Below are 26,004 nucleotides of genomic sequence, written 5' to 3'. Positions count from 1 at the left end.
CCGTCCTTCCCGGGAGTCCGGCCGTCAGTCGCCGCCGCCGTCGCCCCCGCTGGAGCCGAAGCTGATGCGCCGGGAGCGGGCCGACTCGTCGCTGTCCACCAGCCGTTGGACGACCGCGGGGGCCCAGTGCTCGCGGGCGAAGCCGTTCAGCGTGCGCCGCAGGGGGAAGGCCACGAAGCCCGGGTACAGAGCGTCGTCGACACCGGTCGCCGCGGCGAACGCCCCGAGCAGGCGGGTACCGAGGTCGGCCTGGCCCGAACGGGCCGCACCGTCCACACGCCCGCGCACCGGGGTCGTCCAGTCGACCGCCCCCACCGGGTACCGGTCGTACGGGAAGACGCCGAGCATCCGGCGCCGTTCGCGGCGCAGCGCCTCGCATGCCATGAGGTCCCGCAGGTAGAGATCGACGAAGCTGTGTCCGGCGTCGCGTATCCAGCCCCGCGCACCGACGCCCCGCCCCGTGCCGGCGCCCAGGCGGCCGAGCACGTCGAGCACCCAGTCCTGTATCGGGATCCCGACCGGAGTGGGGTCCACCAGGGACAGGCGACCGCGGTCCTCACGGATCCGCCCGGCCCGTTCCAGCTCGACGAGGACCGCGGCGGCCACGCCGTAGCCGATGTACGGGGTGCGGCTCAACTCCCGTCCGGTGACCGGATCGTGGGCCAGCAGCAGCAGTTCTTCGGGCAGCGTGCCCCGGTACGGCTCGATGACGGGCTCCTTGGGCCGGCCGGTGGACGGCGAACGGACGGGCACCGGCGCGGCGCTGTCCGCCTCCGGCCGGTCAGGCGTCGGTCAAGCGTTGCACACCGGCGGAAGGCCGTCGTTGCAGGCGATGGCGTCGGCCAGAGCGGCGGGGAACGGGAGGGGGTCGCCGCCCGGCACGCCGGCGAGCTCCGCGTACGCCCGGTGGAGGTTCATCACCAGCCGCTCGGACTCGCCCAGCGCGGCGAACTCCCCGAGGTCCGCCTCCAGCGCCGCCTCGCGTGGGCCGATCCCGGCCGCCCGGCTCTCCTCGGCCAGGCGCAGGACCCAGGCCAGATAGCGCTCCACGGTGTCGTAGACCTCGGGGCCGCAGACCGGGCCGTGTCCGGGGACGACGGTCTCCGCGCCGAGTTCGCGCAGCAGAGCGAGGGACGCGATCGAGCCCTGCACCGAGCCCATGAAGACGAACGGGGTGCCCTCGGAGAAGATCAGGTCGCCCGCGAAGAGCACCTTCTGCTCGGGCAGCCATACGGCCGTGTCGCCGGCGGTGTGGGCGACACCGGGGTGGATCAGCTCGATGTCGTACGCGGGTGTGTGGAGGGTCAGGCGGTCGGTGAAGGTCGTCGTGGGCGGCGCGACGACGATGTCGCCCCACTCGACGTCGGGCCAGAGCGCGGGCAGGTCGACGCCGTTGCGCAGGATCTCCTCGCGGCAGCGGGGGTGGGAGATCAGGCGGGCGTGCGGCGTGAAGAGGTGGTTGCCGTAGGTGTGGTCGCCGTGGTGGTGGGTGTTGACGAGCACGCCCGGCATGCGTCCGGCGGTCGCGACCACGGTGTCGCGCAGCGCCCGCGCCCGCATCTCGGTGGCCGCGGTGTCGATGAGGACGGTCTCCGTGCCGGGCGAACCCACCAGGAAACCGGCGTTGTTGAGGCACCAGCTCCCGGGGAGCTGGAGGTAGGCGAACACCCCGTCGGCGACTTCCTCCAGCTTGGCATCGGGCGTGATCATGAACTCCTCCTGGGGGACGGCGACTTCGGTCAGGGGGCGGCGTACGCGGACGGCTGCCGGGGTCCGTCCGGTGATGCGACGGGCCGCGGGACGAGGGCATGATCCCCCGTTCCGCGGCCCGTGGCCCAGTCCACCGCCGGACAGCCCGCGCAGCGCGCGCCCCCTGACTGCGTATCAGGTACCGACCCTGCGCCGCACTCCGCGCACCAGCCGCTGGGCGGTGAACGTCGCCCCGTAGACGAAGCGCATCGCCGGGCCGAACGAGGGCGCCGTCAGCAGGCCCGCGAAGAAGAGGCCGGGGTGCGAGGACTCGAACCGGCTGTTGAGGTCCGGGGCGAGACCGCCGCCCACCCGTCGCAGCCCGTCCCTGATCCCCCGGTCGAGCAGGTCGAGCCGGGCAAGGTCCGGGGTGAAGCCGGTGGCGGCGATGACGTGCTCGGTCTCCAGAGCGGTCCGCGCGCCCGCGGGTGTCGTGAGGTCCAGCCGCACACCGCCCGACGACGGCGACGCCGCGCGGAGCCGGTGACCGAGCAGGACGGGTACGGCGCTCTCGAGGCGGTCGCGCAGCCACCAGGCGCCCGCGGGGCCGAGAGCCGTCGCCGCGATGCGGACGCGCGTGGGCCCGGGCAGTCGGCGGACCGCCCACGGGATCTCGGACCAGACCCAGCTCGGCCAGCCGGTGCCGAGCCCGCAGTGCGGGTCGCGGAGCGAGCGCAGCAGGCTGCGGTCGAGCGGCTGCGGCGGGGTGTTCCAGTTGAGGCGCCCCGCGCGGGCCACGACCCGGGCGGTTGCGCCCTCCTCGGCCAGCAGGGCCGCGGTCTCCAGGGCGGCCTGTCCGGCGCCGATCACGGTGACGTCCTTGCCCTTGAACCGGGAGAGGTCGCTGTGGTGGCTGCTGTGCGAGGCGAGTCCCTCCGGGAGCGCGGTGAGCGGCTCCGGGTGGCTGACGAAGGGCATGACGCCGGCCGCGAGCGCGACCGTCCTGGTGGGGATGGCCTCGCCGTCCTCGGTGGTGACCACGTAGCCGCCGCCGCTGCGGCGTACGGAGGTCACGGTCTGCTCGTCGATCCGCTCGACGGCGTTCTGCGCGAACCACATGCCGTAGTCGGTGTACGTGGTGATGGGGATCGGCGTGCCGTGCTCGGCGGGCTGGTTGCGGGAGGCGCAGTACGCGGACAGCGTGCGGTCGCCGGTCGGGTCGGACAGATTCGAGGACCAGGGCTCCGACTTGAGGAACATGCCCGGCGGCATGTGGTCCCGCCATGAGGCCATCGGACGGCCGAGCACGCGAAGCCGCAGTCCGGTCGCGGCCGCGTGGGCAGCGATCGACAGTCCGTAGGGGCCTGCGCCGACGACAACCAGGTCGTACATGGATGGTTCCCGCTCTCTTGTCATGAAGCGATCGTCGTGAGGGCTTGCCGCCCTCGCGGTGGTACGCGTGGAGGGTCGTGGGCCCGGGGTCACAGAGCCGCGACGATGGTGGGCCGCGGCCGTAGCCGGCGCAGTCCCTTCATGCCGCCGCGCCCCAGCCAGGCGGCGGTCATGGCGGCGAACGGGGCGGGGTCGTCGGAGGCGAACCAGGCCGTCTCGGGGCTGCGGTAGAGACGCCTGGTCCGCCCCCGACGGGTCCGGATCCGCGGACCGGTCGCGGCGGCCGTCGCCATGCCGGAGAGCAGGGCGTAGTTCTCCGCGACGAAGACCCGCCCCGGCTGTGGCAGCGGCACCTCGACCTGCCGCCCCGTCAGATCCAGGTGCAGCGCCCGTACGACGTCCAGGCCGGCCCCGTCGGTGAACAGCCGGAACTGGGCGCCGGGGCGCGGGTTGAAGTCGAGGAGGTGATACGTGCCGGTGGCGTGGTCGCGCCGGTAGTCGAGGTCGAGGATGCCGCGGTAGCCGAGCCGCTCGGCCAACTTCCGTGACGTGGCCTCCACTTCGTCGTTGGGGAGCCAGGTCCCGACCGCCGTGAGTCCCGTCCCCACGGGCCAGGACAGCTCCTTGCGGCCCGCTCCGCCGATCAGGCAGACGGCTCCCTCGCCGAAGCAGCCGTGGAAGAACCAGTCCGTGTCGCGGCCGCCCGCCAGGTGCCGCTGCAGCAGCAGTCTGCTGCCGGCCCGGCCGCTCTGCTCGAAAAGCGCGCGGGCCTCGTCGGGGGTGTGGACCAGGGTGGTGCTGCGCAGTCCGGTGGCGCGGGGCAGCAGCCACGGCCTGCTCCACTTGGCCACGACGGGGGTCCCGAGTCCGGCCGCCGCGTCGGCGGCCTCGTCCGCGCTCTCCGGGATGACGGTGGTCGGGTGAGGCACGCCGGTGGCGTGGCACACCCGGGCGAGTTCGGCCTTGTCGGCGACGCGCTCGGGCAGGCCAGGAGGCTGACCAGCCATCAGATACGAGTCGGCCAGCCGCTCTTCGAGCGCAGCGACGACGATGGCGCTGACGTCGTCCATCGGGACGAGCACGGCCCGTCGCCCGATCCGCTCCGCGACCTGACAGAGAGTCATGTACAGACGTGCGGTGGACGGTCCGCCGGAGGGCCAGCGGTGGGCCCGGTGGACGTAACGCGACCGGTTCACCGGGCTCGCCGGCGACTCGACGAGCGTGTGCACCTCGATCCCAGCACGACCGAGCGATCTGACGGCCCCCAGGGTTCCGTGATGGAACGGGTTCTGGTCGAGACGGATCAGCAGCGCCGGCACATCGGTGTCGAGGTCGGGACGCGGCGCGGGGCACGTGAGATTTCGGTGGTGCACTGCTCCCCTTCGGGATCAATAGGCCGTGCGAGCGATGGAATTCTCCGGAATACGTCCCAATTGCATGCGGCGGGTATGCATGCCGCGCTGGTTGCACGCCGGAAGGAGTAGCAGATGTTGCGCCATCCTCGGAGGCTGGCCGTATCATGCCTCGGTGCGGTCGCCGTGGGAGTTCTTCTCGCCGGGACCGCGACCGGGGATCCGGGCGCCGATCCGGCGCTCCCGGAATCGGCCGGCAGTGTTCCCTTCGACGAGAACGTGCCGATGATGGAACCGGTTCCGGGTGTGCCGTGGGGCGCCTTTCTGGGGTCCGGGCCCGAGGGTGTTTCCCATATGACGGCCATGCAGCAATGGCTGGGCGGTTCGGAAATGCGGGTGGGGCACACCTACCTCCCCGGCAACCGCTGGGCGGACCTCGAGGGGAGCCCGGGACTGCTGGAGCCCTGGGCGCGATGGCGCCGCGCCGACTCGGACCGCCTGTTCGTACTGAACGTCCCGATGCTCGAGCGCAACGAGGAGGGCATCCCCGACGAGGAGGTCGCCGAGCTGCTGGAGCGCGGTGCGGGGGGCGAGTTCGACCACGTCTTCCGTAGGCTCGCGAACCGGCTCGTGGGGCTCGGCGTCCCGGAAACGGTGATCGTACTGGGCTGGGAGATGAACGGCATCACGTACACCAGCCGGTGCGCGCCGCATCCGGAGGCGTGGCGGGCGTACTGGCGGCGGATCGTCACCACGATGCGCGCGGTTCCCGGTCAGCGTTTCCGTTTCGATTTCGCGCCCAGTCGCGGCGAGGACGCCATTCCGTGGACCGAGTGCTATCCGGGCGACGACGTGGTCGACATCGTCGGAATGGATTCCTACGACCAGCCGCCGGGGCGGAGTTTCGACGAGCACATCAACCAGCGGATGGGCCTGCGGGACCAGGTGGAATTCGCGAAGGAGCACAACAAGCCCATCTCTTATCCGGAATGGGGACTCTTCCGCAACGGCGACAACGCCGAATACATGCGGCGCATGCTGGACTGGATCGCCGAACACCCGCCCGCCTACCACACGATCACGGACTACTGCCCGCACGGGATCTGGAGGTGCGGGACGAATCCGAAGGCGTCGCGGATCTTCCGGCATCAGCAGTTCACGGGACGGGACGCGCGGGAGCAGAACGGGCGGGAGCAGGACGGGCGGGAGCGGGAGGCGGACTGCATGCAGCTGAACCTGGGTTCGTGGGGCGAGTCGCTGCTCGGCCGGCGCGACATGTGCGTCCGCTTCGACTGGCCGAAGCGCTGAGGGCGGCGCCCGCCGGGTCGCCGTCGGCGCGGGACCGGCCGGACGGCTCCGGCTCCGGCTCCGGCTCCGCGACAGTCGCCGCGACCGCCGCCGCGACGGACATCGCGGCCGGGACTGCGGCCGGGACTACGCACCGGCCGTGGCGAGCGGGCGGTTCCTACGACGACGGGTGCCGGCCGGTCCCGCGCCCCGGGACCGCACGCCAGTCGTTCAGCCTGCTCCGCCACATCAGCAGGGCGGGGAAGCGGCTCCGGGCCTCCTCGGCGAGCAGCTCGCGCCCCGCGATCCGGCCGGCGTACAGCCGCAGCGCCGGGGCCATCTCCTCCCGCGCCAGCAGAAGGCGCTGGTTGGTGACGGCGGTCGGCCGCCAGTGGTGCTTGTACTGCTCGTCGCCCCTCAGCAGGCTCAGCACACCGCGGCCGGACTCGGCCGCCAGGTCGGCGTCGTGCCGCAGCAGCATGGTGTTGATGTCGGCCTTCGCCGCCCGCAGATCGGGGTGCGCGCCGTAGAGGTAGCCGCCCGCGAGGTCCGGGGAGGTCAGCGTCACATCGATGGCGACCACCTGCCTCCCCCGCCGGTACTCGGTGACGACCGCGTCGCCGGTGGTCGCCATCTGCCCGACGGCGCGCACCAGATGCTCGGCGAAACGCGGCCTGCGGTGTTCCGGGGTCACCCCGCGGCCCTGCCACTGGAGGCGGTGCAGCCGCAGCATGGCGAGGACGGCCTCGGGCACTTCGGGTTCGGGCACGCCGCGGTACTCGATACCGACCGCGTCGAGCTTGCGCACCTTGGCCCGCGACCTGCGCGCCGCGGGGCCGGGCAGCCGGCCCATCAGCGCGTCGAAGGGCAGACCGGGCAGTTCGAGACAGATCGAGTCCTCGAGCCGCTTCTCCGGTCCCCGCCAGAGCTGGACGACGCGTTCGGCAGCGGCACCCGGCCGCACCTCGCGCAGGTCGACGACGGACCTGCGCGCGGCCCGGTGCAGTCCCCCGGCCAGTCCGGCCGCCGCGGCGCCCGCGCAGCCGTCGTCGATCAGCACGTCCTGGTAGTCGGAGATGCCGCCGCCGATGAAGACGAGTGCGGGCAGCGGACGGTACGTCATCATCAGCGGCGCCGCGCCCACGAGGCGGTTCCCCCGGTAGGCCAGCAGCAGCCGCAGCCGCCCCGGCGTGCCGTACGACAGCCACCAGGAGTGGAGCCAGGCGTGCGTCTGGAACGGGGTCGCGGTGCGGCACCGCCGGTGCAGCCGGTCCCACTCCGGCCCCAGGGAGGCGAAGCGGTCCGGGTCGCGGCAGAGCCGCACCGTCAGCCCGGTGGCGGACGCGGGAGTCCGGGGCGGTGCCGCGGTGGTATCCGCCGTCACGGTGTGGCCTCCCGCGCCGGCTGCGCCGCCGCGGGCGCTGCCGGCGCGGGAACCACCGCGGCGGAGCGGCGGCGCCCCGAGGGCTTGACGAGCAGGAGCAGGCAGCCGAGGAGCCCGCCGGCGCAAGCACCCACGGCACCGGCGATCCAGACCGAGGGCGAGGCGGGGGCGGTCGGGACGGGTGCCTTGGAGAGCAGGGAGAGCCGTACGCCGGTGCTGGTGGCGGAGGCGTTGGCGTACGCGGTGAGCGCGCGGGCCACCTCGTTGGCGTTGCTCGCCGCCTTGCCGGCCCGTGCGTCGCTGCCGACGATCTCGATCATCGGCGCGTCGGGGGAGGTCACGGCCTGGACGCGGTTGCGGAGCTCGTTGGCCGGGATGCCGGTGGCGGCCTGGGCGTCGGCGAGCACGGCGGCGTTGGTGACGACACGGCCGTAGGCGTGCGCGAAGCCCAGGGCTGTCGCGGTGTCGGCGCCGCGCTCGGGGTTGACGACCACGTAGCTGGTGGCGGTGTAGTTCGGTGTCCGCAGGCCCCCGTAGCCCAGGCCCGCGATCGTGCCGAGCAGTACGCACAGGACGAGCGGCCACCAGGGAGGAAGGCGCCGGGACAGGGCGAGGAGCCGGGCGGACGGGCTCGGGTCCGGGCGCTCTGCTGCTGCCGGGGCTGCGGCCACTGCGGTGTCGGTGGTCATGGCGGCGGTCACCTTTTCGGTCGGGAGACGGCGAGGGCGTGGTGGTACGGGCTGGGGAACGCGCCCCAGCCGCCCCTGTGACGGGCGGCGGCGGTGCGTTCGTAGAGGTCGGCGAGCAACTCGGCACTGCGGGCGATGTCGTAGCGGGCGACGGCCGGCGGGGCGGGCAGCCGGCGGGCACCGGTGTTCCTCTGCTCGTTCAGCGCCTCGGCGAGCGCGGCGACGAGGGGCGCCACGCCGAGGGCGATGCGCCGGGCCCCCGGTGCCTCGTCGGCCTGCAGTTCGTCGATCGCCGGGCAGGTGACGTGCAGGACGGGCAGCCCCGCGGCGAGCGCTTCGAGGACGGCGAGTCCGAAGGACTCCTCGGAGGACGGGGAGACGAACACGTCCATGGCGGCGAGGAGTCCGGGGATGTCGGCGGAGCGGTCCGAGCTCCACTCGACCGCGCCGTCGCGCTCGCCGAGCAACCGTACGCGCCGCTCGATGCCGAGTTGTACGGCCAGCCGTTCCAGGGAGCCGCGTTCGGGTCCCTCGCCGACGAGCAGCACCCGGGCCTCCGGGAGTTCGGCGACCGCCCGCAGCAGGATGTCGAACCGCTTGCCCGGGACGAGCCGGCCGACTCCCCCTGCCACGAAGGCGTGTTCGGGGAAGTCGAGACGGGCCCGGGCGGTCGCGCGGGCGGTGGGGTCGTAGCGGAAGTGCCTGGCGTCGATGCCGTTGGGGATCAGCTCGATGCGCTCGCGGGGCACGCCCCAGGCGCGCAGCCGGTCCGCGACGGTGGCGGAGACGGCGACCGTGGCGGAGCCGAGGCGCTCGGTCGTGAGATAGAGGGCGCGGGTGCCGGGGGTGAGCGGACGGCCCTCGATGCAGGTGGCGCCGAGCGAGTGTTCCGTGGCGAGCACGGCCTCGACCCCGGCCATGCGCGCGGCCACGCGGCCGAAGACACAGGCCCGGTAGAGGTGGGTGTGGACCAGGTCGTAGCGCCCGGCGCGGATGGCGGTGACGAGCCGGGGCAGGGCGGACAGGTCGCGGTTGCCGTCCATGCCGAGGTGGAGGACGCGCGTGCCGTCGCTGACGATGCCCTGTGCCACGGCGCCGGGGTTGGTGAGCGCGATGACGTCGCACCTCACCGGAAGGTGACGCAGCATCAGCCGGAGCTGCTGTTCCGCTCCGCCTGCCCCCAGGCCGGTGATGACGTGGAGCACCCGCAGCGGCGCTCGTCCCGGCACTCTCATCGTCCGGCCCCGGCGGTCACCGCGCCTGCGGTCTCGACGGGCACGGCCCGCCGTCGTACGGGGTGCAGCAGCCGCTTCACGGTCAGGCGCAGGGCGGTGTCCTGGTCCCCGACGTGGATGCGCGGCAGGGCGTACGGGCCGGTGAGCGGTCCGGGGTCGATGGCGCAGGCGTAGGAATAGCCGGCGGAGCGCACGGCGGCGGCGGCGCGGGCGTCGACGTGCCCGTACGCGTAGCAGTAGCCGTCCACGGGACGGCCGGTGATCTCGCGCAGCAGCTCGCGGCTGCGCGCCGTCTCCTCGTGGAGGGTGGCGTCGTCGGCCTCGGGGAGGGAGACGTGCAGCATGCCGTGGGAGCCGACCTCCATGCCGGCGACGGCGGCGGCATGGACGCCCTCATCGGTGAGCAGGGGCTTGCGGGGTCCGAGGGGGTCCCAGGCGTTGTCGCCGCCGAGCCGCCCGGGGAGGACGAACACCGTGGCGCGGAAGCCGTGTTCGCGCAGCAGCGGTACGGCGTTCGCGGTGAAGTCGGCGTAGCCGTCGTCGAAGGTGAGGCCGACCAGTCGGGAACCGCGCCCTGCGCCGCGCTCGCGCAGCAGCTCGGCGACGCCGACGCCGCGCAGGCCGCGTGCCGCGAGCCAGCGGAACTGCCGGCGCAGCCGGTCCGGGGTGACGGTGATCCGGTAGGGGTCCTCCGTGTAGCCGGTCACGGAGTGGTACATCAGCAGCCAGGGTTCAGCGGGCATGTCGGCGCAGCTTCCGTTTCGCGGACGAGATCAGCAGAGGGACTTCGGGCGCCCGTACGGCGAAGGCCGCGGCGGTGAAGGCGGCCGGGACGACCAGAGCGCCGGCCGCGACCGTGCCGAGGGCGGTGGGAACGAGGGGTGCGACGGCCCAGCCCGCGGCCACGGCCGCCGCGGCGGCGAGCGCGAGCCGGGCCAGGCCGCCGGTGACCCGCCGGATGTCGATGTCGATGCCCTGGCGGCCGAGGCCGAAGAGCAGGAGCAGCATGGTGACGGTGATGCCGGCGGCGTTGGCCGCGGCGATGCCGTGGACGCCCCAGGGCACGATGGCCGCGTGGGCGCAACTGATCGTGACGAGCAGGCCGATGGCCATGGCCGCCGCGGGGTCCCAGGTGGGCCGTGCCATGGAGAAGAACGGCCGGATGAGGGCTCCGGTGAGGCTGTGGCCGAGCAGCCCGAGCGCGTAGACCCGCATGACCGAGGCGGTCGCGGCGGTGTCCGAGGCCTCGAAGGCCCCGCGCTGGAAGAGGAGTTGGATGAGCTGGGGGGCGTAGGCGATGACGTACGCGGCGCCGAGGAGCACCAGCAGCGCGGCGAGGGTGATGTCGCGCTCGACCCGCCGCCGGGCCCGGTCCTTGTCGCCGTCGGCCATGGCACGGGCGACGAGGGGGAAGGTGACCGTGACGACCATCAGCGAGAGGGTCATGGGGACTTGGGCGACCTTCTGCGCGTAGTTCAGGTGCGAGATGGCGCCGGAGGGCAGTGAGGAGCCGAGGTAGCGCTCGACCAGGACCTGGGACTGGCGGCCGAGGGCGAAGAGGGCGACGGGTGCCAGGACGGCGAGGACAGGGGGCAGTGCCCGCCGTGCGGCGGCCCGCCGGTCCTGTTCCGGCTCGTCACCGCCCGTACGGGATCCGGCGGCCGGTGCCGTTTCCACCGGGGCCCGGCCGGTGCGGGCCGCGGCAGGAGCCCGGCCGGTGCGGGCCGCCCGCCGGTTCCGTAGGCGGACGGGCACCTGCCGGAGGAACGCGGGCGCCTGGACGAGCACCATGAGGAGACCGCCGACGGCGACCCCGGCCGCAGCGGCACGCACGCCCCAGAGGGTGTGCATCAGCAGCACCGTGGCGATGATGCCGACGTTGTACGCGACGTAGATCGCGGCGGGCGGCAGGAAGCACCGGTGGGCGCGCAGGGCCGCGCTGAAGTACCCGGCGATGCCGAAGGTCAGGACCGTGACGGCGGTGAGCCGGGTGCAGTCCACGGCGAGGGCGGGATCGGGCAGTCCGGGCGCGAAGAGCCGTACGAACTGGGGCGCGGCGAGGGCGAGAAGGCCGGCGACGCAGGTGAGGGCGATGCAGAGCCGCGGCGCTGTGGAGGCGACGAGCCGGCCGACGGGGTCCGCTCCGGAAGTCCGGTCCCGTTCCACGCCTGCGCCCGCGCTCATGGCGACGTCCGGCGCTTCCGGGACACGGGCCACGGCCATGCGGGCGGCCCGCCGCGAGAGCGCCAGGCTGAACGCGGGGATCATCACCAGCGCCATCGCGTCCTCGATCAGCAGCGTCGCCGCGATCTCGGGCACGGTCCACGCCACCAGAAAGGAGTCCGTCTCCTGGTCCGCACCGAACAGGCCGGCCACCAACTGGTCGCGCCCCAGGCCGAGAAGAGCCCCGGCGGCGGTGAAAGCAGCGGTGACGGCGGCGGCCCTGACGATGAACCGTTCCGAACCGCCGCGCTGGGGAGGCGGGCCGGGCGGCGCCGCTCCGCGCGAAGGCGCAGGGGGCGCCGCCGGGCCGGCCACCGTCTGCGGCGGCCTCCCGGCTGTCGACTGCGCTACGGCGGAGGCGTCGGTCATCTGCGGCTCGCCGGGGTGCCCGGCCGCGGGGAGCCGTCGGGCTTCGCCGGTGCGGCCTTCATGACGGGGGCCGCCCTGGGGGCCGTATCGGACGTCCGCGCCCGTACCTCGGTACGGGGCGGGGGGGCGGGAGCGACCGCCGGTGCACGTACGGGGGGTTCGGCCGCGGGTGCCGGTCCTGCAGAAGGCACTGTTTCGTTCGGGGAGGCTGTTTCGGGGCCGGCCTGGTCAGGGGCGGACGGCCCGGGGAGGACCGCCTTCACCGGCGTGCGGTCCGGCGGAAGCGCGGTGTGGCCCGCCGGAAGCGGGGCGACTGCCGCGGGCGAGAGCGCCCACCAGGCCGCGAGCCCCAGCATCACCGCGGTCAGGACCGTCGAGGGACCGCCGATGTCGCCGTACACGAAGTCGGAGAGCAGATAGATCAGGACCCCCACCGCGGCCAGTCCGCACTCCCACGGCAGCCCGGCCCGCCGGGCACGGCGCAGCCTGCGGTACGCGAGGACGAGCAGCGCGGACCAGCTTCCGACGACGGCGGTGATGCCGACGAGCCCCTGCTCGCTGAGGACGAGCAGATACATGTTGTGGGGCGAGAGCAGCGGTTCGCGCCGGAACTCGTGGCCCGCGCCCGCCGTGTCACTGCTGGACGACAGCCCCAGCGACGCGTTGGCGTCGCGGTGGACGGGGAAGCCCTTGATGCCGACGCCCGTCACCGGGTCGTCCTTCCAGATGGTGACGGCGGCGTCCCACAGCGCGTACCGGTCGGTGACGGAGCGGTCGGGCGCACCGGCCACCTCGGTCATGCTGGTGAGCCGTTCGCCGATGAGAGCGGACCCGACGCCGACCCCGCCGACCAGCACCACGAGCGAGGCGATGAACACGGCCAGGGCGCTCATCGCGATCCGCAGTCCGGCGAGCAGCAGCACCACGGCGGCGGCGACCGCGGTGGACAGCCAGGAGCCGCGGCTGAAGGAGAAGACGAGCGGCACGAGCAGGACACCGGCGCAGGCCAGGGCGGCGATCCGGAAGCGGCGCGGGGTGTCCGCGGGGGCGCCGAGCCCGAGGGCCAGCGCGAGGACGGTGCCGAAGGCGACGACGGTCGCCATGCCCATCACGTCCACGGGACCGAACGTGCCGACGGCCCGGATGTCCTGTCCCGCGTACGAGGCGCCGGTGCCGGTGAGGTACTGGTGGACCCCGACGGCGCCCTGGCCCAGCGCGGTCAGGACGGCCGCGCCCGCCACCCACCGGAAGTCGCGGCGGGAGCGCAGCAGCAGCGCCACGGCCGCGGGGACGAGGACGAACACCTGGGCGTAGCGCACGAATCCCGGCAGGCTCGCCATCGGGTCGCGGGACGCGGCGGTCGCCACGGCGAAGCCGACCATCGGCGCGGCAAGGATCGCCACGCCCGCCCGGGGCAGCGTCCGCCGCCGGTCGCAGAGCAGGGCGATCGCGCAGGCCGCCACGAGGACGGCCGATGCGGCGTCGGCGAGCGTGACCGTACGGTCGTCGGGTCCCGCCGGCACGCACAGGAGCAGCACGGTGGCCGCGGCGGGCAGGGCGCGCCAGGCGAGCCGGAGCCGCGCGCGGACGGGGTTCAGTGCGATCGGCGCCGTCGTCATGCTCAGCTCCCCCCGAGACGGAAGAGGGAGCCCGCGGTGCGCAGCAGGATCCGGACGTCCTGCCAGAGGGACCATGTCTCGATGTAGTGGTTGTCGAACCGGGCACGGTCCTCGATCGAGGTGTCGCCGCGCAGACCGTGGACCTGGGCGAGGCCGGTGATGCCCACGGGCATCCGGTGGCGGGCGGCGTATCCGGGGTGCATGGCGCTGAACTTCCCTACGAAGTAGGGGCGTTCGGGCCGTGGGCCGACGAGGCTCATGTCGCCGCGCAGCACGTTCCAGAGCTGCGGCAGCTCGTCCAGGGAGGTACGGCGCAGCAGGTTGCCGACCGGGCTCATCCGCGCGTCACCGGCGACGTTCCAGCGGGTGGCCGACTCCTGCTCGCTGGCGGGGCACAGCGTCCGGAACTTCAGCACCGTGAACGGGTGCCCGGCCATGCCGATCCGCTCCTGACGGAAGATCACCCCGGGGCCGTCGGACCACCGTACGGCCAGGGCGCAGGCCAGCATCACCGGTGCAGCGACCAGGAGGGCGACGGCGGCGATGACGACGTCGAGGACGCGCTTGCCGAGGATGCCGAGGCGGTGGCGGGGAGGCGACTCCAGGCGCTGGCAGGCGAAGCCCCAGATGTGCTCGGGTCCGCCGGGGCGCCGCGGTCCTGCGTCGGCGGCCGTGTCACCGTGAACGAGCCATACGGTGCAGCCGAGTTCGGCGAAGAGCCGGACCAGGGCGGCGTCGTACGGGTCGTCCCAGGGGCTCCGGGTGAAGATCACGTCCTGCACGGTGTTCTGGATGACGGCGCGGGCGACGTCCTCGTGGGCGGTGAGGACGGGCACGGGGAGCTCACCCGTGGGAAGCGGTACCGCAGCGGGTTCCCGGTCGGCCTCACGGCGGAGGTCGCGGCCGACACCACAGCCGAGGTCGCGGCCCTGCTCCCTCTCCAGGGCCCGGTTGCCGTCCGGGGCGGGGACGCGGTCCACCACGGGCGCCGGGGCGCGCCCGACCAGACCGACCAGGCGCATGCCGTACTCGGGGCGCTCGTACAGCGCTCCCGCCACCCGGCGGCCCGAAGGGTCGGCGCCCACGACCAGCGCGGAGTGCGGGCGCGTACGCCGTCCTCTGCGCCGTGCCGCGAGCAGCACGCCCCGGCACAGACCGGCCACCACGACGTCGGCGGCGACGACGGCCAGCAACACGGCCCAGCCGGGCGTCTGTCCCGCCCGTACGCCTGCCAGGACAGCGACCGCCATGCACCAGGCGATCGCGGAGTACCCCATGATCCGGGGCAGTTCGTCGAGCGCGGTCGCCGTCGGGCCGGGCCGGTAGAGACCTCCGCGTGCGCACAGCAGCACCTGCACGGCGAGCGCGACGCCGCCGGCGGCGGCCGCCGGGCCGGGCCTGCCGAGTGGCAGCGCCGCGGCGGCGACCGCGAGACAGTCGACGGCCGCGAGCCCGGCGGCGAGACGCCCGACCAGCGGAGCGGTCCGCTGCCCGGCCGGAGCCGGGCCTCGGAAGGGGCGGAGCGGTGCGAAGACGGGCGGTGCCTGGCGGGTTGCCGCTCCGAGCAGGGACACGACCCGCCCGGGATTCGACACCCCTGCGTTGTCCGTGGTCATCGCCTGCTGTGCTCCCTGGTCTCGGGGGACGGGCCGGGTCGTTCGTGGGGATCGCGGCCTGGAGGCGGCGGTGCGCCGTCCGGCGTCCGGGGAACGGCCCGGGCGGGCCCGAGGAGTTCGCGGTACAGACGGGCCACCGCGTCGGCCGTCGCCCGCACGTCGTGCGCTCCGCGTACGTGCTCCTGCGCCTGGGCGCCGAGGGTGTCGCGCAGCCGGGGGTTGAGCAGGAGGTCCGTCATGGCGCGCGCGAGGGCGCCGGGATCCTCCGGCGGCACGAGTCCGCGGGCGGCGTGGCGCGGCGGCAGGCTCTCGCGCGCACCCGTCACCTCGCTCATGACGACGGGACGCCCGCAGGCCATGGCCTCCAGCGGGGCGAGCGCCATGCCTTCCCAGCGGGAGGGCAGGACGACCAGGTCGGCGGCCGCGTACCAGGCGGCGGGGTCGGTGGTGGGACCTGCGAACAGGACCTGCTGGGGCGCCTCCTGACGCAGCCCCTCCCCCGCCGGCCCGTCCCCCACGAGGGCGAGTACGGCCCCGGGGACCTGGCCGGTGACGCCGGGCCAGGCGCGCAGCAGGACGTCCTGGCCCTTCTGCCGGCAGAGCCTGCCGACGCAGACCACCAGCAGCGTGTCCGGCGGCAGGCAGCGGAGCGCGTCGATGCCGGACCGGGCACGGTCGCGGGCGGCTCGGTCCGCGGGGCGGAAGTGCTCGGTGTCCACGCCGTTACGGATCACGGCCCACCGGCCGGTCACGCCCGCGTCGTGGCCGCGCCGCCGCTCGTCCTCGCTGACGCACAGCAGGCGGGTGGCCCATCGGGCGGCGAACCGCTCCCAGTACAGGGCGAGTTCGGAAGCCGTCCCGCCGACGGCCTCGAAGGACCAGGCGTGCGGCTGGAAGACGGTGGGGATACGGCCGCGTACGGCCAGCCGGGCGGCGAGACCGGCCTTGGCGCTGTGCGCGTGCACGAGGTCCGGGGAGGTCCGCCGGATGAGGCGGGACAGCCGCAGGGTCTCCATCGGAAGGTGGGGCCCCGGTTCGCGCCGGGCGTGCCAGGGCAGGACGCGGGCCCCGGCCTCCGCGGCCGCCTCGCCGAGGACACCGCCGGACGGACAGGCGACGAGGGAGCGAAGGCCCGCCCGGGTCTGGCTGCGCACCAGGTCCGTGACGACCCTGGCGACGCCTCCGTCGACGGGCTGGGAGATGTGCAGCACCGTCAACCGGCGTCCTTCACGCTTGTGTTGCGGCACGCGCTGCTCCCCGTACACGGACCGGATGGAATCCGAAGCCCCGGCGACGAGAGCCGCCGGGGGTGCTCGCCCCCGGCGGTCTCGCGACCGCCGGGGGTGTGGGCCGGGCTCGCCGTCAGCGGCGGGCGTCTGCCTGGAGGAAGAGGGCGCTGAGGTGGTAGCCCTCGTCCTTGCTGCCGAAGCCGACGGTGAGATCCTCGGCACCCGACTTGAGGGCGGACGTCACGTTGAAGACGTCGGAGTCGACGCCGAGGGTGTTGACGTGGTTCGGCTTCCGTCCGGTGTCGGACTTGCCGTTGGTGGAAATGGTGGAGTTCATCGCGTCGTTGGCCGGGTTGGCGGCATTGCTCAGCGTCACGGGCTTCTTGGAGTCGTCGGCGGCGACGCCGAGCGCGTTGCTGCCGAGCCCCCGGTCCCCGTCGTAGGCGACGACCCCGAGGCTGCCCTTGCCCTTGGCCGGGACGTTCAGCTCTTCCATCTCCAGGAAGAAGTCGGGGCGGGCCTCGTTGACGGTCTGGTAGCCGTCCCAGACGGAGAGCGTCCGCAGCGGGGCGCTGGGGTCGGAGTAGGCGACGACCAGGGTCCAGCCGCCGTAGGTGCCGGGCTTGGAGTGGCCCTTGGCGATGTTGATCTGCCCGACGGTGTAGGCGCCGGGGCTGCTGTCCCGCACGATGTCGGTGACGTCGGCCGAGGCGGCGTAGGCGTCGGCGCCCTCGGCGAGACGGTGCCCCATGGTGGTGTCGGCGAGAATCTGCTTGTACTCGCCGCCCGGTTCGGCGAACAGGACCCGGTTGTTGTCCTTGGCCGGCTTCTGCTCGCCCGCCAGCAGGTTCCCGCCCCAGTAGAGGCGGGCGTACGTCACGGTGGCGTTCTTGGGCAGTCGCAGTTCGGCGCGGCTGGAGTTGTAGGTGTTGGGGTCCTTGTCGACGTCGATGTACGTCATCTCGTAGTTGTTGTTGCGCCCGGCGCTGCCCTTCTGGACCTGCGCACAGGAGACGGAGGTCTTGGTGACCGCCGACGCACAGGTGGCCGAGGCATTCGCGGCCCGCACGATTCCGCCGTGCTGGACGGCGCGGTAGCGCTCGACGAAGGGGACCTGCTTTGCCTCTTTCACGGCTGGAACAGCCGGTGACTGCGGCAGCACGACCGCCACGGCCACTGCCGACAACGCACAGAGTGCGTAACGGCCGCCACGGCCCAGATTAACCCGCATGACTGCTCCTCCGATTTCCGCACGATAGGTCCGGCGCAGACGATCGCAGATCAATATGCCCCAAATCACGGCAGACGCGCGCGAATACGCCGAGCGGGTAATCATCCATTCGGACCCGGATCCGCGGCCCGGGAAATATGCGAACTGCCCGGCACGGCGGGCCCGGTGGGCTGCCATTACGCCGTAATGATGAAAGGCCGAATTGCTCCGAAAGGGGTCGCCGCCGGCGCCGGACCCAGGGAAGAGCCGGAACTCGCGGTGCATGCGGCCTCCGCCTTCCTCGTCCGCGACACGCCCCGCCGCCCGTGCCCCTTTCACCGCACTCCGGCACAGGTCTCCCACGCCGCGGATCCGCCGCAGCCCCCCGATCAGCAGAACCCCACGCGCCGAATCCCGAGTTTCGTGCTCATGATGGGCACAGCGCCCCGAATGATCTCATCGGGTGACCATCTGGTGAATCGATGCTCGGATCGGACTGTACGGGGAAAACCACCATTCCCAACCCGAAAGGAAAATGGTGATGAAGCGAATCGCCAGGGCTGCCACGCTGACCGTTGCGAGCTGCGCACTCGTCGTGGGCGGTGCGGGCGCCGCAATGGCCCAGGACAGCGGCTACACGGGCCACAGCAAGCACGCGAGCAAGCAGTGGAAGGACGATGACCACGACGGTGGCAACAACGCCATCGCCGAAGCCGTCGCCATCGGCTCTCCCGGCTTTCTGAGCGGCAACGTCGTGCAGCTCCCGATCAACGCTCCGATCAACTTCTGCGGCAACACGCTCGGGCTGGGCGGCCTCACCGGCCTCAGCCCGGCAATCGGCAACGTCTGCCACAACGGCTGACGCTTCGAGCCGTAACGCGCATCGGGGCCGCCGGAGCAATCCGGCGGCCCCGCACGCATGTTGCGGCCCGTCCGCATGATGTGGCGCGGCCGTGGAACGCGCAACGGGTCCGCGGTTCCCTTTGTACGGAGGACTGATGGCCACCGACCGCTCCGAACCGGCCGAGGAGGAACTCGCCGCCCTCGACGCCCACTGGCGGGCGGCGAACTATCTCTCCGCGGGGCAGATCTATCTGCTGGGCAATCCACTGCTGCGGGAGCCCCTGACCGCACGGCACATCAAGCCCAGGCTGCTGGGCCACTGGGGGACGGCACCGGGGCTGAACCTGGTCCACACCCACCTCAACCGGGTGATCCAAAACCGCGGTCTGGACGCGATCTGCGTCTGGGGCCCCGGGCACGGCGGACCCGCCGTCATGGCCAACTCCTGGCTGGACGGCAGCTTCTCGGAGACCTACCCGGACGTCGGGCGGGACGCGGAGGGCATGGGGCGCCTGTTCCACCGCTTCTCCTTCCCTGGCGGAATGCCCAGCCATGTGGCGCCCGACGTCCCCGGATCCATCCACGAGGGCGGCGAGTTGGGCTATTCGCTCGCGCACGCCTACGGAGCGGCCCTGGACAGCCCCGGTGTGCTCGTGGCCTGCGTCATCGGTGACGGCGAGGCGGAGACCGGGCCGCTGGCCGCGTCCTGGCACTCCAACAAGTTCCTCGACCCGGTGCACGACGGAGCGGTGCTGCCCGTGCTGCACCTCAACGGCTACAAGATCGCCAACCCCACCGTCCTCGCCCGTCTCCCCCAGCGCGAACTCGACGAACTCCTGCGCGGATACGGCCACGAACCCCTCCATGTCGAGGGGGACGACCCGATGCGCGTGCACCAGGCCATGGCCCGCGCCATGGACGACGCCCTCGACCGGATCGCCGAGAACCAGCGCGCGGCCCGCGAGGACGGCGTGACCGAGCGGCCGCGCTGGCCGGTGATCGTGCTCCGTACGCCGAAGGGCTGGACGGGACCGGCCGAGGTGGACGGACTGCCGGTCGAAGGCACCTGGCGCTCGCACCAGGTGCCGCTGGCCGGTGTCCGCGAGAACCCGGAACACCTGAGGCAGTTGGAGCGCTGGCTGCGCTCGTACCGCCCCGAGGAGCTGTTCGACGACGAGGGCCGGCCGTCGCCCCAGGTGCTCGCCTGTGTCCCCGAGGGCACGGCCCGGCTCGGCGCGAACCCCCGGGCCAACGGCGGGACGTTGCTGCGGAAGCTGCCGACGCCGCGCCTGGAGGAGTTCGGGGTCCACGTCGGCAAGCCCGGTGCGGCGACGCACGAACCGACCAAGGTGCTGGGCTCCTTCCTCGCCCGCATCCTGCGGGACACCGCGGAACGCCGGGACTTCCGGCTGTTCGGTCCGGACGAGACCGCGTCCAACCGGCTGGGCGCGGTGTACGACGCAACGGGCAACGCCTGGCGGGCCGCCACGCTCGGCACCGACGAGCACCTGGCGCGCGACGGACGGGTGATGGAGGTTCTCTCCGAGCATCTCTGCCAAGGATGGCTCGAGGGCTATCTGCTGACGGGGCGTCATGGGTTGTTCGCGAGTTACGAGGCCTTCGTGCACATCGTCGACTCGATGGTCAACCAGCACGCCAAGTGGCTGGAGTCCTCCGAGAAGCTGCCCTGGCGGCGGCCGATCGCCTCCCTCAACTACCTGCTCACCTCGCACGTCTGGCGCCAGGACCACAACGGCTTCTCGCACCAGGACCCGGGCTTCGTCGACCACGTCCTCAACAAGAGTCCCGACGTCGTACGGGTCTATCTGCCGCCGGACGCCAACACCCTGCTGGCGGTCACCGAACACGTGCTGCACAGCCAGGACCACGTGAACGTCGTCGTGGCCGGGAAGCAGCCCTGCTTCGACTGGCTCTCCCTGGAGGACGCCCGCGCCCACTGCGCGCGCGGCGCCGGGGTCTGGGACTGGGCGGGCAGCGAGCACACCGGGCGGGAACCGGACGTCGTGCTCGCCGCGGCCGGGGACGTGCCGACCCAGGAGGTCATGGCCGCCGCCGGGCTGCTCCGCCACCACCTGCCCGATCTCGGCGTCCGCGTGGTCAATGTCGTCGACATGGCGGCCCTGATGCCGCAGGACCGGCACCCGCACGGGATGTCGGACGCGGAGTACGACGCGCTGTTCACCCGCCACCGGCCGGTGATCTTCGCGTACCACGGCTACCCGTGGCTGATCCATCGCCTCGCCTACCGCCGCAACGGGCATGCCCAGCTCCATGTACGGGGCTATCAGGAGTCGGGCACCACGACCACGCCGTTCGACATGGTGGTCCGCAACGACCTGGACCGCTTCCGGCTGGTGATGGACGTCATCGACCGCGTGCCCGGCCTCGGGGTCCGCGCCGTCGGCGTACGCCAGGCCATGGCGGACGCCCGCGAGCGCCACCACGCCTGGGTGCGGGAGCACGGCACGGACCTGCCCGAGGTCGCGGACTGGACCTGGTCGGGCTGAGGCGCGTGGCGCGGATGACTCGCGGGCGCAGGCCGGGAGGCGATGCCCGCCCGGTCCGGTTCCGCGCGGACGTCAACCGGGCGGCCGGGACGCGTACATGCGGTTGATCTCGGCCGCGTACGCCTTCACGATGGCGGCCCGGCGCAGCTTCAGGGACGGCGTCATCAGCCCGTCGGCCGCACTGAACTCGGTCGGCAGGATCTCGAACGCCCGGATCGACTCGGCCCTGGACACGGCGGAGTTGGCCGACAGCACGGCCCGCTGGATCTCCTCGCGCAACTCCTCGTCGGCCGCCAGGGCGCGCGCGTCCAGGTGCTGCTTGCGGTGCAACCGGCGCCAGTGGTCGGCGGCTTCGGGGTCCAGCGTGATCAGGGCGCTGATGAACGGCCGGTTGTCGCCGACCACCAGGCACTGCGAGACGAGCGGGCCCGCGCGCATCCGCTCCTCCAGGATCGCGGGCGCCACGCTCTTGCCGCCGCTGGTGATGATGATGTCCTTCTTGCGCCCGGTGATGGTCAAGTAGCCCTCGTCGTCGAGAGTTCCGACGTCGCCGGTGTGGAGCCAGCCGTCCCGCAGCACCGCCTCGGTGCCCGCCCGGTCGTCGAGATACCCGGCGAAGACCTGGTCGCCGCGGACGAGGATCTCGCCGTCCCAGGCGATGCGGACGGCGCAACCGGGCAGCGGGCGGCCGACGGTGCCGAACCGTACGCGCCCCAGCGGCTGGGCCGTCACGCCGCCCGAGGTCTCGGTGAGCCCGTAGCCGTCGTAGATGGTGATGCCGACACCGGCGAACAGCAGGGCCAGGTTCCGGTCGAGGGCCGACCCGGCGCACATCGCGTACCGGGCGCGGCCCCCGAGCGCCGCCCGCATCCGCTCGTAGATGGTGCGGTCGTAGAGGGCGTGCTGGACGCGCAGGGACGGGCTCGGGCCGGTGCCGGTGCCCAGGGCCCGGCGCTCCATGGCCTCCGCGTACCGGACGGCCACCTCGACCGCCTTGTCGAACAGCTCGACCCGGCCCAGCTCCTCCGAGGTCCTGCGCGCCCGGTGGTAGATCTTCTCGAAGACGTACGGCACGGCGTAGATGAAGGTCGGCTGGAAGGACCGGAGGGCGGGGACCAGGGTCTCGGTGGCGACCTCCGGCTGGTGGCCGAGACGGACGCCGCCGCGGACACAGGCGACCTGCATCATCAGACCGTAGATGTGCGACAGGGGCAGGAAGGCGAGGACGGAGGGCTGCACGCCCGGGTCGGCCAGCAGCGAGCCCCAGCCGGTGAGGAGGGTGTCGCAGTCGATCGCGAGGTTGGTGTGCGTGATCACGCAGCCCTTGGGGCGGCCGGTGGTGCCCGAGGTATACGTGATGGCCGCGGCCAGTTCGGGCTGCACCATCGACCGCCGGTGGTGCAGCAGCGTGTCGGCGATGACGCGGCCGCGCTCGGTCAGCTCGGCCACGCACCCGGCGTCCACCTGCCAGATGCGGCGCAGCGGGAGGCCGTCGCAGACCGCCCCGACGGTCATCACCTGGTCCTCGTGCTCGACGACGATGGCCGTCGCCTTGGAGTCGAAGAGGATCCAGTGGACCTGCTCGGAGGACGCGGTGGGGTACACGGGCACGAGCTGGGCGCCGATGGACCAGACGGCGAAGCTGAACAGCGTCCACTCGTACCGGGTGCGGCACATCAGCGCGACGCGGTCGCCGAAGCGGATGCCGTCCGCCATCAGGCCCTTGGCGACGGCCACCACTTCCTGACGGAACTCGGCGGCCGTGACCGGTGTCCAGTCCGTGGAACGGAGGTCCGCCCGCCGCGAGAACTGCGGCAGGTCCGGGGCCCGCTCCGCGTTCTCGAACAGAGCGTCCGCGAGGCCGCCCACCTTGAGGGACTCCACCAGGGGAGGAAGGCCGAGTTCGCGCACAGCGCCTCCTTGCCCGGGCACGTGGCGTGCCGTCGTGCTCCACCAAATGGTGGCGGAGGAAAGCTACCCGCTGGTCACCCGGCTGCATAGAGGCGGGTCCACAACTCGGGCGGGAACTATGTGGGTTTGCCACCTTGCGGACGGTGGACGGAGCCCGGTTCGAGTGCCGTTCCGGACGCCGGTTCGGATTCCGGTCCGGATGCCGATACGCGTCCGGGTGCCCATACGGATCCGGACGCCGGTTCGGATGCGGGTCCGGATGCCGGTCCGGATGCTGATACGGACGCCGGTGCCGGACCCGGCTCCGCGCTCTCGTCGTCGGGGGCGCGCCAGAGCGGGTGTTCACGGCGGGCCCAGCGCACGTCCACGCTTCCGGTGCGCAGGCCGCGCCGGGCCTCCGGATCCGCGAGAGCCTTCCCGATGTGCCCGAGGACCACCGCGCCGAGAGCGAGCGCGAGCCAGTCGTGCACGAACGTCGCGCCGCTGCGCCACGCCAGCGGGGAGAGACCGGTGAACCACATCAGCAGCCCGGTGCCGAGCATGACCAGCACGGCCCCGGCGGCGTACGACGCGTAGAGCTTCTGCCCGGCGTTGAACTTCCCCGCGGGGCGCGACGCGTGGCGGTGGTCCCGGCGCAACGCGGCGCGCAGCCAGCGGCGGTCGTGGGGGCCGAAGCGGCCCAGCACGCGCACGTCGCCGCGGAAGGCGCGGGAGGCGAGCCCCAGGAGGAAGGGCACGGGCAGCAGCAGTCCTGACCACTCGTGGGCGGTCACCACCAGGGCGCGGCGGCCCACGAGTTGGGCGAGCGCGGGGAGATAGAGACAGCCTGCGGTGACGATGCAGACGCCCATGAGGGCGGCGGTGGCCCGGTGGACCCAGCGCTCGGCGCGGGTGAAGCGGCGGACGCGTCCGGCGGAGGCGGGCCCGGCAGGGCCGGAGGCCACGGCGGACGGCGAGGGGGACGGGGAGGGTGCGGCGGAGGCGGGCGGGTCAGGCGGTCGGGGCATCGTCACGTCCGTTCGACCGTCCGACCCAGGCGTCGGTGTCGTAGCCCCGCTGCTCCCAGTAGCCGGGGCGCACCTCGCGGGTGAGGGAGATGCCGGAGAGCCATTTCGCCGACTTGTAGAAGTACATCGGGGCGACGTAGAGGCGTACCGGGCCGCCGTGCGCATGCGACAGCGGCTTGTCCTGCAGGGTGAGCGCGACCAGGACGTCGGCGCGACGGGCCTGCTGGAGGGTGAGGCTCTCGCTGTACGTGCCGTCGAAGCAGGTGAAGCGGACGGCGTTCGCCTCGGGGCGTACGCCCGCCGCGTCGAGCAGCCGGGAGAGGCGTACGCCTGTGAACGGAGTGTGGGGTACGCGCCAGCCCGTGACGCACTGGACGTCGCGCACCATGCGGTCCTGCGGCAGCGCGCGGAGGTCGGCGAGGCGGTAGCGGGACGGACGGTCGACGAGGCCGCCGACGGTCAGGCGGTAGTCCCGCTCGCCGCGGCGCGGGACGGAGGCGGCGACGGAGTAGTAGCGGAATCCGCCGGCGCCGGGAACGAGACCGGTCAGACCTGTCGGGTCCTTCTCCGCGGCGGCGCCGAGCGCGGCGTCGAGCCCGGACTGGAGGGACGGCCCGGCCGCGACTCCGGCCGCGCCGAGGCCGAGCATGCCGAGGACGAGACGGCGGCCGACGGGTGTGCCGCGGCCGTCTTCGCCCGCTTCGTCCGCCGCCGCGCCCTCTGCGGGGGTGTTGTCGGTGGTCACCCCTCGATTCGAGCACTACGGCGCGCCGAGGGCCAGCGATTCCCGGTGGCCGTCAGACTTCCGTCATCTCCTCCGGGCCGGCCGCCTCACCCGCGCCCGGCGAACAGCGCAGCGCGTCCGAGGCTCACCCCGCCGCCTCGGGCTCCCTTCGGGCCGAGGCGGACTCCGCCGCCTTCTCGAGCTGGAACGCCTCGTTGCCCAGCCCGATCCGCGCGTGCACCTGCGGCCTGACGCTGCGCAGGACGAGGCCGTAGCCGACACCGACGACGACCGCCGCCCCGATGATGCCGGGCAGGATCCAGCGCATCGGCGAGTCCGGGTCCGCGCCGAGCAGGACGTCGAAGTCCTTCACCGCGTACACCATGATCACCACGAGGGCGGCGCCGGAGACGGCCGAGCCGGCGATGCGCCATGCCTGCACGCGCGCCGCGCCGCGCCGGACGAAGAAGGCGATGACCGCGGCGGAGGCGGCCACCAGCAGGACGATGACGCCGAGCGCGCCGACGTTGCCCATCCAGGTGAACAACTGCAGGACGGGGGCGGTGGGATCGCCCGCCGGCTTGTCGTCGGCGACCGCGAAGGCGACGACGACGAGGAAGGAGACGGCGGTCTGCAGCAGGGAGCCGTACGCGGGGGCGCCGCTGGTCCGGCTGGTGCGGCCGAACGCCGAGGGCAGCAGCCCTTCGCGGCCCATGGCGAAGGCGTAGCGGGCGACGACGTTGTGGAAGCTGAGGAGGCAGGCGAACATGCCGGTGACGAAGAAGAAGTGCAGCACGTCGGTGAAGCCCGCGCCGAGCCGCGCCTCGGTGAGGGCGAACAGCAGCCCCGGGCCCGCGTCCTGCGCGGTGCCCACGATCCGCGCGGGGCCCGCGGCGACGGAGAGCGCCCAGGAGCTCAGGGCGAAGAAGACGGCGACGAAGGCGACGACGAGGAACACCACGCGGGCGACGACGACTTGGGGGCGGCTGGTCTCCTCGGCGTAGACCGGCGACTGCTCGAATCCGACGAAGGCGGCGATGCAGAAGACGAGGGCCGTGCCGAGCCCGGCGCCGGTCAGGGTGCCGGGGTCGAAGGCGTCGAGGGACAGGCCCTGGGAGGAGGGGTCGGCGACGGCGCCGATGTCGAAGACGAGGACCATGACGACCTCGATGAGCAACAGGACGCCGAGTACCCGGGCGTTGAGGTCGATCTTCAGCCCGCCCAGGACGGCGATCAGCGCCACCCCCACCAGGGCCGGGATCCACCAGGCGACGGTGAGGTCGAAGTGGTCCGCGAGCAGTCCGGCGATCTCGAAGCCGAAGATGCCGTACACGCCGACCTGCATGGCGCTGTAGGCGACGAGGGCCACGACCGACGCGCCGGCCCCCGCGGTACCGCCGAGCCCACGGGCGATGTACGCGGTGAACGCGCCCGCGTTGTGGACGTGGCGGCCCATCTCCGCGTAGCCGAAGGCGAAGAGCGCCAGGACGACCCCGAGGATGACGAACAGCAGCGGCTGTCCGACGATGCCCATCACGGCGTATGTGGTGGGCATGACACCGGCGACCACCATCAGGGGCGCACTGGCCGCGAGGACCGACAGCAACAGCCCCGCCATCCCGATCCGGTCGGCGCGCAGCGCTCTGTCCTGGCCTTTGAACGTGCTGATCTCGGTGCGGTTGCCCGTCAGCATGCGG

At 73.0% G+C, this 26,004-nt stretch carries 18 protein-coding genes and 2 pseudogenes; 3 read left to right on the top strand and 17 right to left on the bottom strand.

The window, feature by feature from the left end; all coding sequences use genetic code 11:
• Positions 1-24 precede the first annotated feature (24 nt).
• The 4 genes from ABZ822_RS11825 to ABZ822_RS11810 form a co-directional block, all read right to left on the bottom strand.
• Positions 25-753 carry a GPP34 family phosphoprotein gene (locus ABZ822_RS11825; RefSeq protein WP_360850812.1) on the bottom strand — a complete coding sequence of 243 codons (729 nt, stop codon included), beginning with the start codon at positions 751-753 and terminating at the stop codon, positions 25-27.
• A gap of 39 nt (positions 754-792) precedes the next feature.
• Positions 793-1,710, bottom strand: a complete 918-nt coding sequence (locus ABZ822_RS11820; RefSeq protein ID WP_360850809.1) for an MBL fold metallo-hydrolase — start codon at positions 1,708-1,710, stop codon at positions 793-795.
• Positions 1,711-1,884: 174 nt separating this feature from the next.
• Positions 1,885-3,081, bottom strand: a complete 1,197-nt coding sequence (locus ABZ822_RS11815; protein ID WP_360850806.1) for an NAD(P)-binding domain-containing protein — start codon at positions 3,079-3,081, stop codon at positions 1,885-1,887.
• 89 nt (positions 3,082-3,170) lie between these two features.
• A complete protein-coding gene (locus ABZ822_RS11810; protein WP_360850803.1) occupies positions 3,171-4,454 on the bottom strand; it encodes an ATP-grasp domain-containing protein in 1,284 nt (427 codons plus the stop codon).
• Between the two features lie 114 nt (positions 4,455-4,568).
• Here ABZ822_RS11810 and ABZ822_RS11805 point away from each other — a divergent pair, with 114 nt between their 5' ends.
• Complete coding sequence (locus tag ABZ822_RS11805; RefSeq protein WP_360850800.1) at positions 4,569-5,741, top strand: glycosyl hydrolase; 1,173 nt, start codon at positions 4,569-4,571, stop codon at positions 5,739-5,741.
• Between the two features lie 157 nt (positions 5,742-5,898).
• Here the strand turns inward: ABZ822_RS11805 and ABZ822_RS11800 are convergent, their stop codons facing one another.
• The 9 genes and pseudogenes from ABZ822_RS11800 to ABZ822_RS11760 all read right to left on the bottom strand — a co-directional run bounded on the left by ABZ822_RS11800 (position 5,899) and on the right by ABZ822_RS11760 (position 17,216).
• A complete protein-coding gene (locus tag ABZ822_RS11800) occupies positions 5,899-7,104 on the bottom strand; it encodes a GNAT family N-acetyltransferase (protein WP_360850796.1) in 1,206 nt (401 codons plus the stop codon).
• Entirely contained in the window at positions 7,101-7,793 is a 693-nt protein-coding gene (locus ABZ822_RS11795) for a lipopolysaccharide biosynthesis protein (RefSeq protein WP_360850793.1), read from the bottom strand. Before ABZ822_RS11795 ends, ABZ822_RS11800 begins: the two co-directional genes overlap by 4 nt.
• Positions 7,794-7,801: 8 nt before the next feature.
• On the bottom strand, positions 7,802-9,004 hold the full coding sequence (locus ABZ822_RS11790) for a glycosyltransferase (RefSeq protein ID WP_360851436.1): 1,203 nt from the start codon (positions 9,002-9,004) through the stop codon (positions 7,802-7,804).
• 20 nt (positions 9,005-9,024) lie between these two features.
• The gene (locus ABZ822_RS11785; RefSeq protein WP_360850790.1) at positions 9,025-9,771 is read right to left on the bottom strand and encodes a polysaccharide deacetylase family protein; all 747 of its coding nucleotides are present in this window, start codon (positions 9,769-9,771) and stop codon (positions 9,025-9,027) included.
• Entirely contained in the window at positions 9,761-11,620 is a 1,860-nt protein-coding gene (locus ABZ822_RS11780; protein WP_360850787.1) for a lipid II flippase MurJ, read from the bottom strand. Before ABZ822_RS11780 ends, ABZ822_RS11785 begins: the two co-directional genes overlap by 11 nt.
• 323 nt (positions 11,621-11,943) lie before the next feature.
• Positions 11,944-13,239: pseudogene (locus ABZ822_RS11775) on the bottom strand (O-antigen ligase family protein); the annotation flags it as partial.
• Positions 13,240-13,241: 2 nt separating this feature from the next.
• Entirely contained in the window at positions 13,242-14,855 is a 1,614-nt protein-coding gene (locus ABZ822_RS11770) for an exopolysaccharide biosynthesis polyprenyl glycosylphosphotransferase (RefSeq protein WP_360850784.1), read from the bottom strand.
• On the bottom strand, positions 14,852-16,102 hold the full coding sequence (locus ABZ822_RS11765; RefSeq protein WP_360850781.1) for a glycosyltransferase: 1,251 nt from the start codon (positions 16,100-16,102) through the stop codon (positions 14,852-14,854). Before ABZ822_RS11765 ends, ABZ822_RS11770 begins: the two co-directional genes overlap by 4 nt.
• A gap of 115 nt (positions 16,103-16,217) precedes the next feature.
• Positions 16,218-17,216: a DUF3344 domain-containing protein gene (locus ABZ822_RS11760; RefSeq protein ID WP_360850778.1), complete on the bottom strand. Its 999-nt coding sequence runs from the start codon at positions 17,214-17,216 to the stop codon at positions 16,218-16,220.
• A gap of 619 nt (positions 17,217-17,835) precedes the next feature.
• Here ABZ822_RS11760 and ABZ822_RS11755 point away from each other — a divergent pair.
• On the top strand, positions 17,836-18,156 hold the full coding sequence (locus tag ABZ822_RS11755) for a chaplin (RefSeq protein ID WP_360850775.1): 321 nt from the start codon (positions 17,836-17,838) through the stop codon (positions 18,154-18,156).
• 136 nt (positions 18,157-18,292) lie between these two features.
• The gene (locus ABZ822_RS11750) at positions 18,293-20,665 is read left to right on the top strand and encodes a phosphoketolase family protein (RefSeq protein ID WP_360850772.1); all 2,373 of its coding nucleotides are present in this window, start codon (positions 18,293-18,295) and stop codon (positions 20,663-20,665) included.
• 72 nt (positions 20,666-20,737) lie between these two features.
• Here ABZ822_RS11750 and ABZ822_RS11745 read toward each other — a convergent pair whose 3' ends face one another.
• From ABZ822_RS11745 to ABZ822_RS11730, 4 genes and pseudogenes are all read right to left on the bottom strand, one after another.
• Positions 20,738-22,576 (bottom strand): AMP-dependent synthetase/ligase, encoded by a 1,839-nt coding sequence (locus tag ABZ822_RS11745; protein ID WP_360850769.1) that lies wholly within the window; start codon positions 22,574-22,576, stop codon positions 20,738-20,740.
• A gap of 326 nt (positions 22,577-22,902) precedes the next feature.
• Positions 22,903-23,583, bottom strand: a pseudogene (locus ABZ822_RS11740) (cytochrome b/b6 domain-containing protein); the annotation flags it as partial.
• Complete coding sequence (locus ABZ822_RS11735) at positions 23,567-24,232, bottom strand: molybdopterin-dependent oxidoreductase (protein WP_360851433.1); 666 nt, start codon at positions 24,230-24,232, stop codon at positions 23,567-23,569. The pseudogene ABZ822_RS11740 and the gene ABZ822_RS11735, both read right to left, overlap by 17 nt.
• 220 nt (positions 24,233-24,452) lie before the next feature.
• The gene (locus ABZ822_RS11730) at positions 24,453-26,000 is read right to left on the bottom strand and encodes an APC family permease (RefSeq protein WP_360850766.1); all 1,548 of its coding nucleotides are present in this window, start codon (positions 25,998-26,000) and stop codon (positions 24,453-24,455) included.
• Positions 26,001-26,004: the final 4 nt, after the last annotated feature.

The organism is Streptomyces sp. NPDC047108 (genome assembly GCF_040643575.1).
Taxonomy (GTDB): domain Bacteria; phylum Actinomycetota; class Actinomycetes; order Streptomycetales; family Streptomycetaceae; genus Streptomyces.
The sequence above is the reverse complement of the archived record's forward strand: the minus strand, read 5'-3'. Positions and strand labels throughout refer to the sequence as shown.

What these genes read in the sequence shown, in the direction of transcription:
- ABZ822_RS11820 (WP_360850809.1), bottom strand. Translation starts at nt 1,710, where the DNA reads ATGATCACGCCCGATGCCAAGCTGGAGGAAGTCGCCGACGGGGTGTTC.
- ABZ822_RS11815 (WP_360850806.1), bottom strand. Translation starts at nt 3,081, where the DNA reads ATGTACGACCTGGTTGTCGTCGGCGCAGGCCCCTACGGACTGTCGATC.
- ABZ822_RS11805 (WP_360850800.1), top strand. Translation starts at nt 4,569, where the DNA reads ATGTTGCGCCATCCTCGGAGGCTGGCCGTATCATGCCTCGGTGCGGTC.
- ABZ822_RS11795 (WP_360850793.1), bottom strand. Translation starts at nt 7,793, where the DNA reads ATGACCACCGACACCGCAGTGGCCGCAGCCCCGGCAGCAGCAGAGCGC.
- ABZ822_RS11785 (WP_360850790.1), bottom strand. Translation starts at nt 9,771, where the DNA reads ATGCCCGCTGAACCCTGGCTGCTGATGTACCACTCCGTGACCGGCTAC.
- ABZ822_RS11780 (WP_360850787.1), bottom strand. Translation starts at nt 11,620, where the DNA reads ATGACCGACGCCTCCGCCGTAGCGCAGTCGACAGCCGGGAGGCCGCCG.
- ABZ822_RS11770 (WP_360850784.1), bottom strand. Translation starts at nt 14,855, where the DNA reads ATGACCACGGACAACGCAGGGGTGTCGAATCCCGGGCGGGTCGTGTCC.
- ABZ822_RS11755 (WP_360850775.1), top strand. Translation starts at nt 17,836, where the DNA reads ATGAAGCGAATCGCCAGGGCTGCCACGCTGACCGTTGCGAGCTGCGCA.
- ABZ822_RS11750 (WP_360850772.1), top strand. Translation starts at nt 18,293, where the DNA reads ATGGCCACCGACCGCTCCGAACCGGCCGAGGAGGAACTCGCCGCCCTC.
- ABZ822_RS11735 (WP_360851433.1), bottom strand. Translation starts at nt 24,232, where the DNA reads ATGCTCGGCCTCGGCGCGGCCGGAGTCGCGGCCGGGCCGTCCCTCCAG.
- ABZ822_RS11730 (WP_360850766.1), bottom strand. Translation starts at nt 26,000, where the DNA reads ATGCTGACGGGCAACCGCACCGAGATCAGCACGTTCAAAGGCCAGGAC.